Origin of the sequence: Noviherbaspirillum autotrophicum (genome assembly GCF_000818395.1) — a bacterium.
Taxonomy (GTDB): Bacteria; Pseudomonadota; Gammaproteobacteria; order Burkholderiales; family Burkholderiaceae_D; genus Noviherbaspirillum; species Noviherbaspirillum autotrophicum.
Map to the genome: position 1 here is coordinate 2055033 of NZ_JWJG01000028.1, position 15439 is coordinate 2070471.

The following is a 15439-nucleotide window of genomic DNA, read 5'->3' on the forward strand; positions in this document are numbered from 1 at the left end:
TTTGTAGAATTTATAAGCTTGAAGTACCGAATTTCTAGTCCGGTGGCTTGAACGCACTGCAACTAATTATTCGGATGTAATTTGATGGACGCGCCGGAGGGGATAAAATAGTGGTTTCTGTCCGCGCCATCCCTTTTCCGTGAAAATCGGCCCGTATTCTCTCAGTAACAATGTTTTCGTCGCCCCGATGGCCGGGGTGACGGATCGGCCTTTCCGCCAGTTATGCAAGCAACTGGGTGCGGGCTATGCGGTGTCGGAGATGGCAGCATCCGATCCGCGCCTGTGGGCCAGCGAAAAGACGGCGCGCCGCATCAATCATGATGGGGAAATGGAACCGAAGGCGGTGCAGATTGCCGGTGCCGACCCGCAGATTCTGGCGAATTGCGCGCGATTCAATGTCGAGCGCGGCGCGCAGATCATCGACATCAACATGGGCTGCCCGGTCAAGAAGGTATGCAACAGCTGGTGCGGCTCGGCATTGCTGCAGGACGAGCACCTGGTCGGCCACATTCTCGATGCCGTCGTACGTGCGGTCGATGTGCCGGTCACCTTGAAATTTCGTACCGGCTGGAATCGGCAGAACAAAAATGCCTTGACCATCGCCCGCATGGCTGAAGCCAGCGGCATCGCTATGCTGACCTTGCACGGACGCACCCGCGCCGACGGGTATGGCGGTGAGGCGGAATACGAAACGATTGCGGCGGTCAAGTCAGCGGTATCGATCCCGGTGGTCGCCAATGGCGACATCACTTCGCCGGAAAAGGCGAAGCAGGTGCTGGCAGTGACCGGGGCCGATGCCGTCATGATCGGTCGTGCCGCGCAGGGACGGCCATGGATTTTTCGTGAAATCGACCATTTCCTGCGTACCGGCGAAATCCTGCTGGCGCCGACAGTGGCCGAAGTGCGCGCATTGATGAGCGAGCATCTGCAGTCGCACTATGCGTTCTACGGCGAGTTCATGGGCTTGCGCACGGCACGCAAGCACATCGGCTGGTACGTGCGCGATCTGTCTGGCGGCGAGGAATTCCGCCAGCGCATGAACCGGCTGGAAAGCTGCGAAGAGCAGCTCGCCGCTGTCGACGCTTTCTTCGGATCGCAATTGGCCTTCGGCGAACGGTTACAATACGGCCGGGCTGCGATCAGCCGGGCTGCGGTCGGCCTTACCGAACAAAAGCTGGCCGCTTGATTCATATAAAAAATACAATGCACTGCAATGAGTAAAGACAATATCCAGGACGTCGTCAGGAAAAGCCTTGAGAAATACTTCAGGGATTTGGGTGAGCAACAACCGTCGAACGTCTATGAAATGGTGGTCTTTACCGTTGAAAAGCCGATACTGGAAGCGGTGATGGCGCGCGCTGCCGGAAACCAGTCGCTGGCGGCAGAAATGCTGGGAATTAACCGGAATACCTTGCGCAAGAAATTGCAGCAGCACGGCTTGCTGTGATCTATAACGCAAAAACAGTGCAGTAGCAGCCGGGCTGCGGCCAGCGGTACCGTTTTTTCGTTATTCATTACTTTTTGCCAGTCCATCATGATCAAACAAGCTCTCATCTCCGTTTCCGATAAAACGGGTGTGCTCGATTTTGCCAAGGCCCTGTCCGCGCTGGGCGTGAATATCCTGTCGACCGGCGGCACGGCCAAACTGCTGGCTGACAACGGCGTCAAGGTGACCGAAGTTGCCGACTACACCGGCTTTCCGGAAATGCTGGACGGCCGCGTCAAGACGCTGCATCCGAAGGTGCATGGAGGCATTCTCGCGCGCCGTGATCTGCCGGAGCACGTCGCTGCGCTGGAACAGCACGGCATTCCGACCATCGACATGGTGGTGGTGAACCTGTACCCGTTCCAGCAAACGGTCGCCAAGGATCAGTGCACGCTGGAAGACGCGATCGAGAACATCGACATCGGCGGCCCGACCATGCTGCGTTCGTCGGCCAAGAACCACAAGGACGTGGTCGTGGTGTGCGACCCGGCCGACTATGGCCGCGTGCTCGATGAAATGAAGGCAGGCAATGGCGAGGTGAGCTACGACACCAAGTTTGCGCTGGCCAAGAAAGTGTTCGCCCATACCGCGCAATACGACGGCGCGATCACCAACTACTTGACTGCGCTCGGCGAAGACAAGCAGCACGCCACGCGCAGCGCCTATCCGCAGACGCTGAACCTGCATTTCGAAAAAGTGCAGGAAATGCGCTACGGGGAAAACCCGCACCAGTCGGCCGCGTTCTACCGTGATCTGGTACCGGTTGCCGGATCTCTGTCCAACTACAAGCAATTGCAGGGCAAGGAACTGTCGTACAACAACATCGCAGATGCCGATGCAGCCTGGGAATGCGTGAAGACCTTTGACGCATCTGGCAGCAGCGCGGCCTGCGTGATCATCAAGCACGCCAATCCGTGTGGCGTGGCCATCGGCGCCAACCCACTGGAAGCGTACAACAAGGCATTCCAGACCGACCCGACCTCGGCCTTTGGCGGCATCATCGCGTTCAACTGCGAACTCGACGGCAAGGCCGCCGAAGCGGTCGTCAAGCAGTTCGTCGAAGTGCTGATCGCGCCGTCATTCTCTGCCGAGGCGAAGCAGATTTTCGCCGCCAAGCAGAACGTGCGCCTGCTCGAAATCCCGCTGGCAAACGCAGTGAACGCCTATGACTTCAAGCGCGTCGGCGGCGGCCTGTTGCTGCAATCGCCCGACTCGAAGAATGTCGCCGTGGCCGAGCTGAAAGTGGTGACCAAGAAGCAACCCACGCCACAGCAACTGCAAGATATGATGTTCGCCTGGCGCGTTGCCAAGTTCGTCAAGTCGAATGCGATCGTGTTCTGCGCCAACGGCATGACGCTCGGCGTCGGCGCCGGCCAGATGAGCCGCGTCGATTCGGCCCGCATCGCGTCGATCAAGGCGCAGAATGCCGGCCTGACACTGGCGGGTTCGGCAGTGGCGTCGGATGCGTTCTTCCCGTTCCGCGACGGTCTCGACGTGGTAGTCGATGCGGGTGCCACCTGCGTCATTCATCCGGGTGGATCGATGCGCGATCAGGAAGTGATCGATGCAGCCGACGAGCGTGGCGTGGTGATGCTGTTTACCGGCACGCGCCATTTCCGTCATTAATTGAGCAACATCGTCATCCCCGACAATGCGGGGATGACTTCTTCAATGAAAATTCTCGGCATCGACCCCGGACTGCGTACCACCGGATTTGGCGTGATCACCAAGCAGGGCAACAAGCTCGGCTATATTGCGTCAGGCACCATCAAGACACCCGATGCCGATCTGCCGCAGCGGCTGAAAACCATCCTGGCCGGCGTTTCCGAAATCATCCGCACCTATTCGCCCGACTGCGCGGCGATCGAGAAGGTGTTCGTCAATGTCAATCCGCAATCGACGCTGTTGCTGGGGCAGGCGCGTGGCGCAGCGATTTGTGCGCTAGTCAGTGCCGACCTCGCGGTGGCGGAATATACCGCGTTGCAGATCAAGCAAGCCGTCACCGGCCACGGCCGTGCAGCCAAGCAGCAGATTCAGGACATGGTGCAGCGCCTGCTGATGTTGTCCGGCACGCCGAGCACCGATGCGGCCGATGCGTTGGGCGTGGCTATTTGCCATGCGCATAGCGGCGAAGCGTTGTCGGCTCTGGGTGGTTTGGCGCCTGCCTTGACCAAGAAGGGTGTGCGCGTACGGCGCGGTCGCCTGATCGGCTAGAACGCATTTCATCAATAGACCGCAGGCCATCCTATTGATGAAATGCGTTCTAATGCTTTTCCGCCTTGCGTGCGGCGATTTCGAAGCGGTTATGCCAGTACGCATCGCGCCCGCGGATGCCGGCCCATGCGCTGGATGCGAGATATGCGAATGGAAAGGCGATGCCCCAGCGTTCCGCCTGCCGCACATGGGCCAGTTCATGCATCAGCACGCGCGAGGACAAGCCTTGCTGCTCGGCGATGATGACATGGCCAAGCGCCATGGCTGTCATGGCGCCGAACGGGTGCCGGCTTAGCACCGCATCCGCAAACGGCCCGCGCACCAGCAACGCGGCCGTATGCCCGCGTATGAACTGTGCATGGCCACGCCAGGCTAAGACGGGCAACGCGAACAGCAGCCCCACGATTGTCAGCGGGAGTGCCCAGACAATGCCAAGCAGCGTGCCGATCCAGGATAGGGACCGGCGAAGGAGGCGGTGACGGGAAAACTGGCGGAGTCGGAAGCGCATGCGCTGGCTCGATAACGGTTGGGACCCGCGCGGCGGACCTTGATTCTCATGGCGCGGCATGCCGGACGGGCGTAACGATTCACCGCGATCCGATCTGAAACCGTTTCTTAGATTGTCGCTCATCGGAAAAAATCCTTGCCGGGAAATCGACCATGAATCCAGACATGACGCAGGCAAGGTGTTGCGCCGACTTGGCTGGCGCAACACCTTGCCCAATGGGACAGGGCGGCAATGTCCTGTATGATTCACTTAACGTTCTAAGGTCTTTTTATCCATGATAGGTCGTCTTTCCGGAATCCTTCTTGAGAAAAATCCGCCGCAATTGCTGGTCGATTGCAATGGTGTCGGTTATGAGGTTGATGTGCCGATGAGCACGTTTTACAACCTGCCCGGCATGGGCGAAAAAGTGGTGTTGCTCACGCATTTGGCAGTACGGGAAGACGCGCACCTGCTGTACGGCTTCGGCACGGTCGAAGAACGGAATGTGTTCAAGCAGCTGATCAAGATTTCCGGGGTCGGCGCACGCACGGCTCTGTCGATTTTGTCCGGCATGTCGGTGGCGGATTTATCGCAGGCGATTACCCTGCAGGAAGCCGGCCGCCTCACCAAGATTCCCGGTATCGGCAAGAAGACGGCGGAGCGCCTGCTGCTGGAACTCAAGGGCAAGATCGGCGCCGATCTGGGAGCTGTTGGCGGCCTTGCCCATCACGACGCGACGTCTGACATCCTGAATGCATTGCTGGCGCTCGGCTATTCTGACAAGGAAGCAATGCTCGCCCTGAAACAAGTGCCAGCCGGCTCCACCGTATCGGATGGCATCAAGCTGGCGTTGAAGGCGCTGTCCAAGGCATAAGAGGACTTCATGAGTATCCAGACCGACAATTTCACTGATCAGCGGATCATTTCCGCGACCCCGGCTTCGAGCAATGAGGAAGCGGTCGAGCGTGCGTTGCGCCCGAAGCAGCTCGACGAATATGTCGGGCAGGAAAAAATTCACAGCCAGCTGGAAATCTTCATCACGGCCGCTCGGCAGCGGCGCGAGGCGCTGGACCATACGTTGCTGTTCGGGCCGCCCGGCTTGGGCAAGACTACGCTGGCGCATATCATCGCGCGTGAGATGGGTGTCAATTTGCGGCAGACGTCCGGTCCGGTGCTGGAGCGCGCGGGCGATTTGGCGGCGCTGTTGACGAACCTGGAGCCGAACGATGTCTTGTTCATCGATGAAATCCATCGCCTGTCGCCGGTCGTCGAGGAAATCCTGTATCCGGCGCTGGAAGACTACCAGATCGATATCATGATCGGCGAAGGTCCGGCCGCACGCTCGGTGCGGCTCGACTTGCAGCCGTTTACGCTGGTTGGTGCCACCACTCGCGCCGGCATGCTCACCAATCCGTTGCGCGACCGTTTCGGCATCGTCGCGCGACTCGAGTTTTACACGCCGCAGGAACTGGCCCGAATCGTCACGCGCAGCGCCTCCCTGCTCAATGCGGTGATCGTCGACGATGGCGCGCTCGAAATCGCCAAGCGCAGCCGCGGCACGCCGCGTATTGCCAACCGCCTGTTGCGGCGCGTGCGCGACTACGCGGAAGTCAAGGGCAACGGGAAGATCACCAAGGACATGGCTGATGCCGCGCTGAAGATGCTCGATGTCGATCCGGTCGGCTTCGACGTCATGGACCGCAAGCTGCTGGAAGCGGTCTTGTTCAAGTTTAACGGCGGCCCGGTCGGGCTCGACAATCTGGCGGCAGCCATCGGTGAAGAGCGCGATACCATCGAGGATGTGCTGGAGCCGTATCTGATTCAGCAGGGTTTCCTGCAGCGTACGCCGCGTGGCCGCATCGCGACGCCAACGGCTTATGCACATTTCGGCGTGACGGCGCCGCGTGGCGGCGTGTCCGGAGATTTGTGGGAGCAACCGCAGGGCTAGAGGCTGGAAATGCATGCTGCGGGGAAAGATGCCGGGTAATTACATTTTTAACATCAGTAGAAATACGGTGGTTGGTGCAAGCCGTGAGAAATCGGAGAACATCGATTTATAATCAATTTTTTAAGCACGAGCGCACTTTTCTTTTTTAAGCGAGCACAAATTATGGTTTGCCTGTCTGCGTAAAGTACAGGCTAGCCACGCAACATGTCGCTCTCAACCTACCTATCTTTCCCATCGAGTCCCGCCATGCTCATGTCCACGCAAGCTAATCGCTATGCACTTCAGCTGCTCGATGCTCGCGCGCAGGCAGAGATGATGCCGCAATTGTCCAGCCAGGTGCCGATGACGATCGGGGATAGCTACGACGTTGCCAAGTGCATCATGGATATTCGCATTGCCCAAGGCGAATCCATGGTAGGGCGCAAGATCGGTTTTTCCAACCGCAAGATCTGGTCCAAATACGGCGTGGCCGAACCGATCCGGGCACCGATCTGGACTCCGCTGTTCGATTCGACCATACGATTTGCCGAAGGAAATCGCGGTATTCAAAGCCTGCTCGGCGCATTGCAGCCACGGCTCGGGCCGGAAGTCGTATTTAAACTGAATCGGACGCCGGCGCCGGATGCCACCATCGAGCAGTTGGCAGAGTGCATAGAATGGATGGCGCATGCCTTCGAGATCGTGGTGTGCCCGTTCCCGGAATGGAAGTTCGAGGTCAGCGACGCCATTGCCGCGTTCGGCTTGCATGGTTCATTGATTATCGGCGAGCCCAAGGTACTGTCGGCCGCCAGCCGCCGTAATCTTGGTGAAGTGCTGTCGCACGCTAGCCTGTCTTTGTCTTGCGGAGATGAATTGCGTTCCGCCGGCTTCGGCAGCGACGTCTTGGGCAGCCCTTTGCACGCCTTGTGGCATTTGCACCAGTTGCTCAAGATGCAGCCGGAATTCCCTGCATTAAGCGAAGGCGAAATCATTACCACCGGCACCTGGACCGACGTGTGTCCGATCAAGCCGGGGGAAACGTGGACATCAGCCTTCTCGGGGGTGAGCTTGCCGGGGTTAACCATTTCATTCGTCTAACGAGCCAATCCGTGTTCGCTTCGCCATTGGAGCAGACGCGGTATCGTGGAAATAAAAAAGGCGCCAGCGGCGCCTTTTTTATTGAATAGGCAGGAATTAATCCACGCGTTCCCACGTCTGGGTACGGCCCAGCATCGGCACGCCGATGTAGCCGCGCACGTCGAGCTTCTTGCCGCCGCCAACGACGGACATTTTGCTCTTGTACGATTTGCCATTCTTCGGGTCGACGATCTGGCCGCCGTTGTACTCGTTGCCGTCCTTCTTCATGCCGGTCAGGATGGTCATGCCGACGATCGGCTGGTCTTTCAACGGGCCTTCGCACTTGTCGCATTTCGGGTTCGGATCTTCACCGGGCTCACGGAACAATTTTTCAATCGTGCCGCGCAATTCGCCGTTGACTTCGCTGATGCGAATCAGCGATTTCGGCTTGCCCGACTCATCGTCGATGGTCTTCCATACGCCAACCGGCGAACCTACTTGCGCCCATGCCGCGAGCGAGCTGAGCGAGAGCGTGACCGCTCCCAAAGTCAGGGCTAATCGTTTTGAATTCATGGTTGTTTTCCTTGTCTCCAGGGGTCATGTAACCTGCCGATCAGAACGATCGGCAGATAAAGAAAGATTAAATCGTGGTCCGTCAGTGCCTGTCGCTTTGCTCCTCACAAATGACATTGTGACGAACCACGAGTGTTGCGCGGCTAGTTATTATTTTTTTTGCAATATATCAAATTGCTCGCGCAGTTTGTTGAGTGTGGCCCCAAAGGTCAACAAACGATCTTTCTCTTGTGAAACAACCTGTGCAGGAGCGCGGGCAACGAAGCTTTCGTTGCTGAGCTTGGCATTGGCTTTCGCGATTTCGCCTTCCAGACGGGCGATTTCTTTCGACAGGCGCTCGCGCTCGGCCGCGATGTCGATCTCGACTTTCAGCATCAGCTTGGCGGTGCCGACGATCGATACCGGTGCGGGCGACTCCGGCAGGGTGCCGACGACCTGCACCTCCGACAGCTTCGCCAGCGCCTGCAGATACGGTGCGAACGATTGCATCAGCGTCTGGTCGCTGGCGGATGCTTCAATTACCAACGGCACACGCTGCGCCGGCGACAATTGCATCTCGCCGCGCAGGTTGCGACAGGCATCGGTCATCGCCTTCAACTGCGCCACCCAGCTTTCCGCGTTGTCGTCCAGCTTTTCCAGGTTCGGTGCCGGATACGGCTGCAGCATGATCGACTCACCCGCTGGATTCATTTCACGCCCGGTCAGCGGCGCGACGGTTTGCCACAGCTGCTCGGTGATGAACGGGATAATCGGATGCGCCAGGCGCAGCACCGTTTCCAGCACGCGCAACAGCGTGCGGCGGGTGGCGCGCTGCTGCGCTTCGGTGCCGTTCTGGATCTGCACTTTTGCGATTTCCAGATACCAGTCGCAATACTCGTCCCAGATGAACTTGTAGATCGCGGACGCGATATTGTCGAAGCGGTAGTCGGCGAAACCCTTCTCGACTTCAGCTTCGGTGCGCTGCAGCAGCGACACGATCCAGCGGTCAGCTTGCGAGAAGTCGCGGCCTTCCGGGCCGCAGGTAGATGCGTCGAAGCCGCAGTCCTTGCCTTCGGTATTCATCAACACGAAGCGCGTCGCATTCCACAGCTTGTTGCAGAAGTTGCGATAGCCTTCGCAGCGGTTCAGGTCGAAGTTGATGTTGCGCCCGAGCGAGGCGTAGCTTGCCATTGTGAAGCGCAATGCATCGGTGCCGAACGCCGAAATCCCGGTCGGGAATTCCTTGCGGGTGGCCTTGGCGATGCTTTCCGCCTGCTTCGGATTCATCAGGCCGGTGGTGCGTTTGGCAACCAGCGACTCGACATCGATGCCGTCGATCAGGTCGATCGGGTCGAGCGTATTGCCTTTCGATTTCGACATCTTCTGGCCTGAGGCGTCGCGCACCAGGCCGTGCACATAGACTTTCTCGAACGGCACCTTGCCGGTGAAGTGCGTGGTCATCATGACCATGCGCGCCACCCAGAAGAAGATGATGTCGAAGCCAGTGACCAGCACCGACGACGGCAGGAACATCTGGTAGTCCGGCGTTTCTTCCGGCCAGCCGAGCGTGGAGAAGGGAACGAGCGCGGACGAGAACCAGGTATCGAGCACATCGTTGTCGCGTTGAATCGCCTTGCCGCCGGCTTGCTTCTTAGCGTCTTCCTCGTTGCGGGCGACGTAGATGTTACCTTCGTCGTCATACCACGCCGGGATCTGGTGGCCCCACCACAATTGGCGCGAGATGCACCAGTCCTGGATATTGTTCAACCACTGGTTGTAGGTGGTGGTCCAGTTTTCCGGGATGAACTTGATCGAACCGTCGGCGACTTTTTCGAGCGCGACTTCGGCAATCGACTTGCCGGGGAAGTGCGTGCCTTCCGGTGCTGGCTTGCTCATTGCGACGAACCATTGATCGGTCAGCATCGGCTCGATCACGACACCGGTGCGGTCGCCGCGCGGCACCATCAGCTTGTGCGGCTTGACCGATTCCAAGAGGCCCAGCGCGTCGAGGTCGGCCACGATTTGCTTGCGCGCGTCGTAACGATCCATGCCCTGGTATTTCGCCGGCGCGTTCTCGTTGATCTTCGCGTCCAGCGTCATGATGTTGATCTGCGCGAGCTGATGGCGCTGGCCTACTGCGTAGTCGTTGAAGTCGTGCGCCGGCGTGATCTTCACGCAGCCAGTGCCGAATTCCTTGTCCACATAGTCGTCGGCGATGATCGGGATTTCGCGGTCGGTCAGCGGCAGTTTCAGCATCTTGCCGACCAGGTTGATGTAGCGCTCGTCGGTCGGATCGACCGCGACGGCGACGTCACCCAGCATGGTTTCCGGGCGGGTGGTGGCCACCGTAATATGCCCGCTGCCATCGGCCAGCGGATAGCGGATATGCCACATCGAGCCGTCTTCTTCTTCCGACACCACTTCCAGGTCGGACACCGCGGTGTGCAGCTTCGGGTCCCAGTTGACCAGGCGCTTGCCGCGGTAGATCAGGCCTTGCTCGAACAGGCGCACGAAGACTTCGGTCACGGCCTTGGACATCTTTTCGTCCATCGTGAAGTATTCGCGGCTCCAGTCGGTGGACGCACCCAGCCGGCGCATCTGCCCGGTAATCGTCGAGCCGGAGTGTTCTTTCCACTCCCACACTTTTTCGAGGAATTTCTCGCGGCCGAGGTCGTGGCGCGAAATCTTTTGTGCATCGAGCTGGCGTTCCACGACGATCTGGGTCGCAATGCCGGCGTGGTCGGTGCCGGGAATCCACGCCGTGTTATGGCCGCGCATGCGGTAGTAGCGCGTCAAGCCATCCATCACGGTCTGGTTGAACGCATGGCCCATGTGCAGCGTGCCGGTAACATTGGGCGGCGGCAACTGGATGCTGAATGCGGGCTTGGCCGGATCGGTGCTCGCGGTGTAGTAACCGCGCTGTTCCCACTCGGTGCGCCAGTGTTTTTCAATGTCGGCGGGCTCGAAAGACTTGGCTAATTCCATGATTTAATTTGTGTTTCAGCGAAACTTTCCATTATAAGGGAGGTGGCTGATGACTTTGGCGATCATCGGCGTATAATTCGGGCATTGCCATTTTTAGAGTTTTTTCTCTATTTTGACGGCATCACGCTAGGGGTCCTGGTCATTTGAACCGGGTGAGAAATACCCTCAAACCTGATCTGGGTAATGCCAGCGAAGGGAAGCACTCGGAAGTCCCGCCTTTTTCCGTCGCTCCTTCGCTTTCCGACATCGCAAAGGAGCACCATGAACGCCAACTCGCAATTCCTCGCCGCCACCGCCAAGGTGGACGAAGCCGCGATCCAGCCGCTGCCGAATTCCCGCAAGATTTACGTCGAAGGATCGCGTCCGGACATCCGCGTGCCGATGCGCGAAATCAGCCAGGCCGATACGCCGGCGTCGATGGGCGCGGAAAAGAACCCGCCGATTTATGTGTACGACACGTCCGGCCCGTATACCGATCCGACCGTGCAGATCGACATCCGTTCCGGTTTGCCGGCATTGCGCGCCGCATGGATCGCCGAACGCGGCGATACCGAAGAACTGGCCGGGCCCTCGTCGCAATACGGCATCGAACGCCTGAACGATCCGAAGCTGGCCGAGCTGCGCTTCAATCTGCACCGCAAGCCGCGCCGCGCCAAGGCTGGCAAGAATGTCACGCAGATGCACTATGCGCGCGCCGGCATCATCACGCCGGAAATGGAATACATCGCGATCCGCGAAAACCTGCGCCGCAAGGAATACCTGGAAGGCTTGAAGACGTCCGGCCCGATGGGACAGAAGCTGGCCGACCTGATGGGCCGCCAGCATCCGGGCCAGTCGTTCGGTGCGGCGATTCCCGCCGAGATCACGCCGGAATTCGTGCGCTCCGAAATCGCCTGCGGCCGCGCGATCATCCCCGCCAACATCAACCATCCGGAAATCGAGCCGATGATCATCGGCCGCAACTTCCTGGTGAAGATCAACGCCAACATCGGCAACTCCGCGGTGACGTCGTCGATCGGCGAGGAAGTGGAAAAAATGACGTGGGCGATCCGCTGGGGTGGCGACACCGTGATGGATCTGTCCACCGGCAAACACATCCATGAAACGCGCGAATGGATCATCCGCAATTCGCCGGTGCCGATCGGAACCGTGCCGATTTATCAGGCGCTGGAAAAGGTCAACGGCAAGGCCGAGGATCTGACCTGGGAAATCTTCCGCGATACGCTGATCGAGCAGGCGGAGCAGGGCGTCGACTACTTCACGATTCATGCTGGCGTGCGCCTGCAATACGTGCCGCTGACCGCCAAGCGCATGACGGGCATCGTTTCCCGCGGCGGCTCGATCATGGCCAAGTGGTGCCTTGCGCATCACAAGGAATCGTTTCTGTATACGCACTTCGAAGAGATTTGCGAAATCATGAAGGCGTATGACGTGTCGTTCTCGCTCGGCGACGGCCTGCGTCCGGGTTCGATCTACGATGCGAACGACGAAGCGCAGTTGGGCGAATTGAAGACGCTGGGCGAACTGACGCAGATCGCTTGGAGGCACGACGTGCAGGTGATGATCGAAGGTCCCGGCCACGTGCCGATGCACCTGATCAAGGAAAACATGGACTTGCAGCTGCGGGATTGCGCCGAAGCGCCGTTCTACACGCTGGGGCCCTTGACCACCGATATCGCGCCCGGCTACGACCATATCACGTCCGGCATTGGCGCGGCGATGATCGGCTGGTACGGTACCGCGATGCTGTGCTACGTGACGCCGAAGGAGCATCTCGGCCTGCCGAACAAGGCGGATGTGAAGGAAGGCATCATCACCTACAAGCTGGCTGCGCACGCCGCCGACCTGGCGAAGGGCCATCCCGGCGCGCAGATCCGCGACAACGCGCTGTCGAAGGCGCGCTTCGAATTCCGCTGGGAAGACCAGTTCAACCTCGGCCTCGACCCGGACAAGGCGCGCGAATTCCATGACGAGACCTTGCCGAAGGATTCCGCCAAGGTTGCGCATTTCTGCTCGATGTGCGGTCCGCATTTCTGCTCGATGAAGATCACGCAGGACGTGCGCGACTTCGCTGCTGCGCAGGGCGTGTCTGAAGAGGACGCGCTGAAGAAGGGGATGGAAGTGAAAGCCGTGGAATTCGTCAAGAGCGGCGCGGAACTCTATCGCAAGCAGTAAAGCCATGGAAATCGAACTGAACGGCGCACCGCATCCGATTACGGAAAACCAGAATGTGCAGGCTCTGGTCGAGTCGCTCGATTTGGCCGGCAAGTCGCTGGCCGTTGCGATCAACCGTGAAGTGGTGCCGCGTCATATGTGGCAGCAACGTGTGCTGCAACCGCGCGACCGCGTCGACATCGTGCGCGCGATCGGCGGCGGTTAATCAATAGGAGTAAACATGAATCTCGGTGATCGTCCGCAGGAATCAACCCAGCAGGTAGGCTTGACCATCGCAGGCAAGACCTACCGCTCGCGTCTGCTGGTCGGTAGCGGCAAGTACCGCGACCTGGAAGAAACGCGCGCTGCAACCGAAGCCAGCGGCGCCGAAATCATCACGGTGGCAATCCGCCGCGTGAATATCGGGCAAGACCCGAATGCGCCCAATCTGCTCGACGTGGTGCCGCCGTCGAAATACACGATCCTGCCCAACACCGCAGGCTGCTATAACGCGAAGGATGCGGTGTACACGTTGCAGCTGGCGCGCGAACTGCTGAACGGCCACAAGCTGGTCAAGCTCGAGGTGCTGGGCGACCAGAAAACTCTGTTCCCCAATATGCCGGAAACGTTGAAGGCAGCCGAGACGCTGGTGAAAGACGGCTTCGACGTGATGGTGTACTGCAGCGACGATCCGATCCAGGCCAAGATGCTGGAAGAAATCGGCTGCGTGGCGGTGATGCCGCTGGCGTCGCTGATCGGTTCCGGCATGGGCATCCTCAATCCGTGGAACCTGTCGCTGATCATCGAGCAGTCGAAGGTGCCGGTGCTGGTCGATGCCGGCGTCGGCACCGCGTCGGATGCGGCGATCGCGATGGAACTGGGCTGCGACGGCGTGCTGATGAACACGGCGATTGCGGGGGCGCGCGACCCGATTCGCATGGCGCGCGCGATGAAGCTGGCGGTGGAGGCGGGGCGCGAGGCTTATCTTGCCGGCCGCATTCCGAAGAAATTCGCCGCGTCGCCGTCGTCGCCGATGGAAGGACGGGCGACATGAAACGCCCGAGCGTCCTGATCTTCGCCGGGTCCGATCCGAGCGGCGGAGCGGGACTGCAGGCGGATATCCAGGCCGTGACCGCTCTCGGTGCGCACCCGCTGACGGCCATTACCGCGCTGACGGTGCAGGACAACGACCGCGTGTTCAACGTGCATCCGGTGCCGGCCGGACTGGTGCAGCAGCAGGCGCATGCGCTGATCGACAAGATCGATATTGCGGCGGTCAAGATCGGCATTGTCGGCAACCGAGAAAATGCGGAAGCGGTTGCCGCTACGCTGCGCGTGATGAAGCAGCGCCGGCCCGATCTGCATGTGGTACTCGACCCGGTGCTGGCCAGCGGCCATGGCGATCCGCTGGCTGCGGATAACGCGGCACAGACGATCATGCCGTTACTGCCGGAGGCGACCCTCGTCACGCCGAACCTGCCGGAAGCGTCGGCCTTGTGCGGCGGCGAACGGCGCCTCGATGCGCAGGTCGAAACCTTGCTGCGCTACTGCCCGAACGTATTGATCAAGGGCGGCCACGGCACGGGACCGGAAGTGGTGAACCGCTGGGTCACTGACGGTAATCAGCGCGCCTGGACCTGGCCGCGCCTGGAAGGAAGTTTCCACGGCACCGGCTGCACGTTGGCATCCGCGATCGCGGCCTTGCTGGCGAGCGGCAAGCCGATGGTGGAAGCGATCGAGGCAGCGCAGGCTTATTGTCATCAGGCGCTGGTGGCGGCATATGCGGTTGCCGATGGCCAGCGCATCCCCAATCGCTGGGTTTCTCTTGAGGATGCTGTATGAAGGGACTGTATCTTGTTACGCCCGATTGGGACGACACGCAAAAACTGCTGGACGTAACCGAAGCCGGTTTGCGTGGCGGTGCAGCACTCGTGCAGTACAGGCACAAGACGGCTGGCATGGAATTGCGCAAGGAACAGGCCGCGCAATTGCAGGCATTGTGCCGGCGCTACGGCAGGCCGTTCATCGTGAACGACTTCGTCGACCTGTGCATCGAGCTCGATGCCGATGGCATCCACGTCGGCGGGACCGACATGTCAGTGGCGCAGGTGCGCGCCGCAGTCGGCCCCGGAAAGATCGTCGGCGCGTCATGCTATGGCAGCCTGCGGATGGCGCACGATGCGCATCGGGCGGGCGCGAGCTACGTGGCGTTCGGCGGATTTTATCCGTCGCGCGTGAAAAAGTACGAAGTCAGCACGTCGCCGGCCATCGTGACACAGGCAAAGTCGGCGATTCCGCTGCCGAATGTGGTCATTGGCGGCATGACGCATGAAAATGCCGCACCGCTGGTGGCGCTTGGCACCGACATGGTGGCGGCGATCAGCAGCGTCTACATGGTCGACGATCCGGAGGCGGCGGCAAGGCGCTTCGTGCAGCTGTTTGAAGCGTAGACGGCCCATGCAGAGCCGGACCGTGGCCGCCGCACGGGGACTTGCACAGTGACAAAACGTTGAATTAATCGACAGGCAAGTCTTGGGATCGCCTGTCTTTCCAGGCT

At 59.7% G+C, this 15439-nt stretch carries 15 protein-coding genes and 1 riboswitch; of the genes, 12 read left to right on the forward strand and 3 right to left on the reverse strand.

Annotated elements, in window-relative coordinates:
* The first annotated feature begins 139 nt into the window (after positions 1–139).
* The 4 genes from dusB to ruvC all read left to right on the forward strand — a co-directional run bounded on the left by dusB (position 140) and on the right by ruvC (position 3700).
* On the forward strand, positions 140–1186 hold the full coding sequence (gene dusB, locus TSA66_RS10745) for a tRNA dihydrouridine synthase DusB (RefSeq protein ID WP_040040006.1): 1047 nt from the start codon (positions 140–142) through the stop codon (positions 1184–1186).
* A gap of 27 nt (positions 1187–1213) precedes the next feature.
* The gene (locus tag TSA66_RS10750) at positions 1214–1447 is read left to right on the forward strand and encodes a Fis family transcriptional regulator (RefSeq protein ID WP_040040007.1); all 234 of its coding nucleotides are present in this window, start codon (positions 1214–1216) and stop codon (positions 1445–1447) included.
* 87 nt (positions 1448–1534) lie between these two features.
* Positions 1535–3112, forward strand: a complete 1578-nt coding sequence (gene purH, locus TSA66_RS10755) for a bifunctional phosphoribosylaminoimidazolecarboxamide formyltransferase/IMP cyclohydrolase (protein ID WP_040040008.1) — start codon at positions 1535–1537, stop codon at positions 3110–3112.
* A gap of 45 nt (positions 3113–3157) precedes the next feature.
* The gene (gene ruvC / locus TSA66_RS10760) at positions 3158–3700 is read left to right on the forward strand and encodes a crossover junction endodeoxyribonuclease RuvC (RefSeq protein WP_040042446.1); all 543 of its coding nucleotides are present in this window, start codon (positions 3158–3160) and stop codon (positions 3698–3700) included.
* 49 nt (positions 3701–3749) lie between these two features.
* On the opposite strand, the gene TSA66_RS10765 is transcribed toward ruvC, so the two are convergent.
* Entirely contained in the window at positions 3750–4208 is a 459-nt protein-coding gene (locus tag TSA66_RS10765; protein ID WP_157691656.1) for a hypothetical protein, read from the reverse strand.
* 274 nt (positions 4209–4482) lie between these two features.
* On the opposite strand from TSA66_RS10765, the gene ruvA reads away from it, so the two are divergent.
* From ruvA to TSA66_RS10780, 3 genes are all read left to right on the forward strand, one after another.
* Complete coding sequence (ruvA, locus tag TSA66_RS10770; protein ID WP_040040009.1) at positions 4483–5061, forward strand: Holliday junction branch migration protein RuvA; 579 nt, start codon at positions 4483–4485, stop codon at positions 5059–5061.
* A gap of 9 nt (positions 5062–5070) precedes the next feature.
* The gene (gene ruvB, locus TSA66_RS10775) at positions 5071–6135 is read left to right on the forward strand and encodes a Holliday junction branch migration DNA helicase RuvB (RefSeq protein ID WP_040040010.1); all 1065 of its coding nucleotides are present in this window, start codon (positions 5071–5073) and stop codon (positions 6133–6135) included.
* Positions 6136–6381: 246 nt separating this feature from the next.
* On the forward strand, positions 6382–7212 hold the full coding sequence (locus TSA66_RS10780; RefSeq protein ID WP_040040011.1) for a 2-keto-4-pentenoate hydratase: 831 nt from the start codon (positions 6382–6384) through the stop codon (positions 7210–7212).
* A gap of 96 nt (positions 7213–7308) precedes the next feature.
* Here TSA66_RS10780 and TSA66_RS10785 read toward each other — a convergent pair whose 3' ends face one another.
* Complete coding sequence (locus TSA66_RS10785; protein WP_040040012.1) at positions 7309–7764, reverse strand: DUF2147 domain-containing protein; 456 nt, start codon at positions 7762–7764, stop codon at positions 7309–7311.
* A gap of 150 nt (positions 7765–7914) precedes the next feature.
* Complete coding sequence (locus TSA66_RS10790) at positions 7915–10728, reverse strand: valine--tRNA ligase (RefSeq protein WP_040040013.1); 2814 nt, start codon at positions 10726–10728, stop codon at positions 7915–7917.
* Between the two features lie 118 nt (positions 10729–10846).
* Positions 10847–10943: riboswitch (TPP riboswitch) on the forward strand.
* Positions 10944–10989: 46 nt separating this feature from the next.
* Between TSA66_RS10790 and thiC the strand changes: the two genes are divergently transcribed.
* Genes thiC through thiE form a run of 5 tightly spaced genes read left to right on the forward strand, consistent with a single transcriptional unit; the run spans position 10990 to position 15332 of the window.
* Positions 10990–12903 carry a phosphomethylpyrimidine synthase ThiC gene (gene thiC / locus TSA66_RS10795; RefSeq protein ID WP_040040014.1) on the forward strand — a complete coding sequence of 638 codons (1914 nt, stop codon included), beginning with the start codon at positions 10990–10992 and terminating at the stop codon, positions 12901–12903.
* A 4-nt stretch (positions 12904–12907) separates the two neighbouring features.
* Positions 12908–13108 carry a sulfur carrier protein ThiS gene (gene thiS, locus TSA66_RS10800; protein ID WP_040040015.1) on the forward strand — a complete coding sequence of 67 codons (201 nt, stop codon included), beginning with the start codon at positions 12908–12910 and terminating at the stop codon, positions 13106–13108.
* Positions 13109–13123: 15 nt separating this feature from the next.
* Positions 13124–13936: a thiazole synthase gene (locus TSA66_RS10805; RefSeq protein WP_040040016.1), complete on the forward strand. Its 813-nt coding sequence runs from the start codon at positions 13124–13126 to the stop codon at positions 13934–13936.
* Entirely contained in the window at positions 13933–14724 is a 792-nt protein-coding gene (gene thiD, locus TSA66_RS10810; RefSeq protein ID WP_040040017.1) for a bifunctional hydroxymethylpyrimidine kinase/phosphomethylpyrimidine kinase, read from the forward strand. The genes TSA66_RS10805 and thiD overlap by 4 nt, the downstream gene beginning before the upstream one ends.
* Complete coding sequence (gene thiE, locus TSA66_RS10815; RefSeq protein ID WP_040040018.1) at positions 14721–15332, forward strand: thiamine phosphate synthase; 612 nt, start codon at positions 14721–14723, stop codon at positions 15330–15332. The genes thiD and thiE overlap by 4 nt, the downstream gene beginning before the upstream one ends.
* Positions 15333–15439 lie beyond the last annotated feature (107 nt).

What these genes read in the sequence shown, in the direction of transcription:
- TSA66_RS10750 (WP_040040007.1), top strand. Translation starts at nt 1,214, where the DNA reads ATGAGTAAAGACAATATCCAGGACGTCGTCAGGAAAAGCCTTGAGAAA.
- purH (WP_040040008.1), top strand. Translation starts at nt 1,535, where the DNA reads ATGATCAAACAAGCTCTCATCTCCGTTTCCGATAAAACGGGTGTGCTC.
- ruvC (WP_040042446.1), top strand. Translation starts at nt 3,158, where the DNA reads ATGAAAATTCTCGGCATCGACCCCGGACTGCGTACCACCGGATTTGGC.
- TSA66_RS10765 (WP_157691656.1), bottom strand. Translation starts at nt 4,208, where the DNA reads ATGCGCTTCCGACTCCGCCAGTTTTCCCGTCACCGCCTCCTTCGCCGG.
- ruvA (WP_040040009.1), top strand. Translation starts at nt 4,483, where the DNA reads ATGATAGGTCGTCTTTCCGGAATCCTTCTTGAGAAAAATCCGCCGCAA.
- ruvB (WP_040040010.1), top strand. Translation starts at nt 5,071, where the DNA reads ATGAGTATCCAGACCGACAATTTCACTGATCAGCGGATCATTTCCGCG.
- TSA66_RS10780 (WP_040040011.1), top strand. Translation starts at nt 6,382, where the DNA reads ATGCTCATGTCCACGCAAGCTAATCGCTATGCACTTCAGCTGCTCGAT.
- TSA66_RS10785 (WP_040040012.1), bottom strand. Translation starts at nt 7,764, where the DNA reads ATGAATTCAAAACGATTAGCCCTGACTTTGGGAGCGGTCACGCTCTCG.
- TSA66_RS10790 (WP_040040013.1), bottom strand. Translation starts at nt 10,728, where the DNA reads ATGGAATTAGCCAAGTCTTTCGAGCCCGCCGACATTGAAAAACACTGG.
- thiC (WP_040040014.1), top strand. Translation starts at nt 10,990, where the DNA reads ATGAACGCCAACTCGCAATTCCTCGCCGCCACCGCCAAGGTGGACGAA.
- thiS (WP_040040015.1), top strand. Translation starts at nt 12,908, where the DNA reads ATGGAAATCGAACTGAACGGCGCACCGCATCCGATTACGGAAAACCAG.
- TSA66_RS10805 (WP_040040016.1), top strand. Translation starts at nt 13,124, where the DNA reads ATGAATCTCGGTGATCGTCCGCAGGAATCAACCCAGCAGGTAGGCTTG.
- thiD (WP_040040017.1), top strand. Translation starts at nt 13,933, where the DNA reads ATGAAACGCCCGAGCGTCCTGATCTTCGCCGGGTCCGATCCGAGCGGC.
- thiE (WP_040040018.1), top strand. Translation starts at nt 14,721, where the DNA reads ATGAAGGGACTGTATCTTGTTACGCCCGATTGGGACGACACGCAAAAA.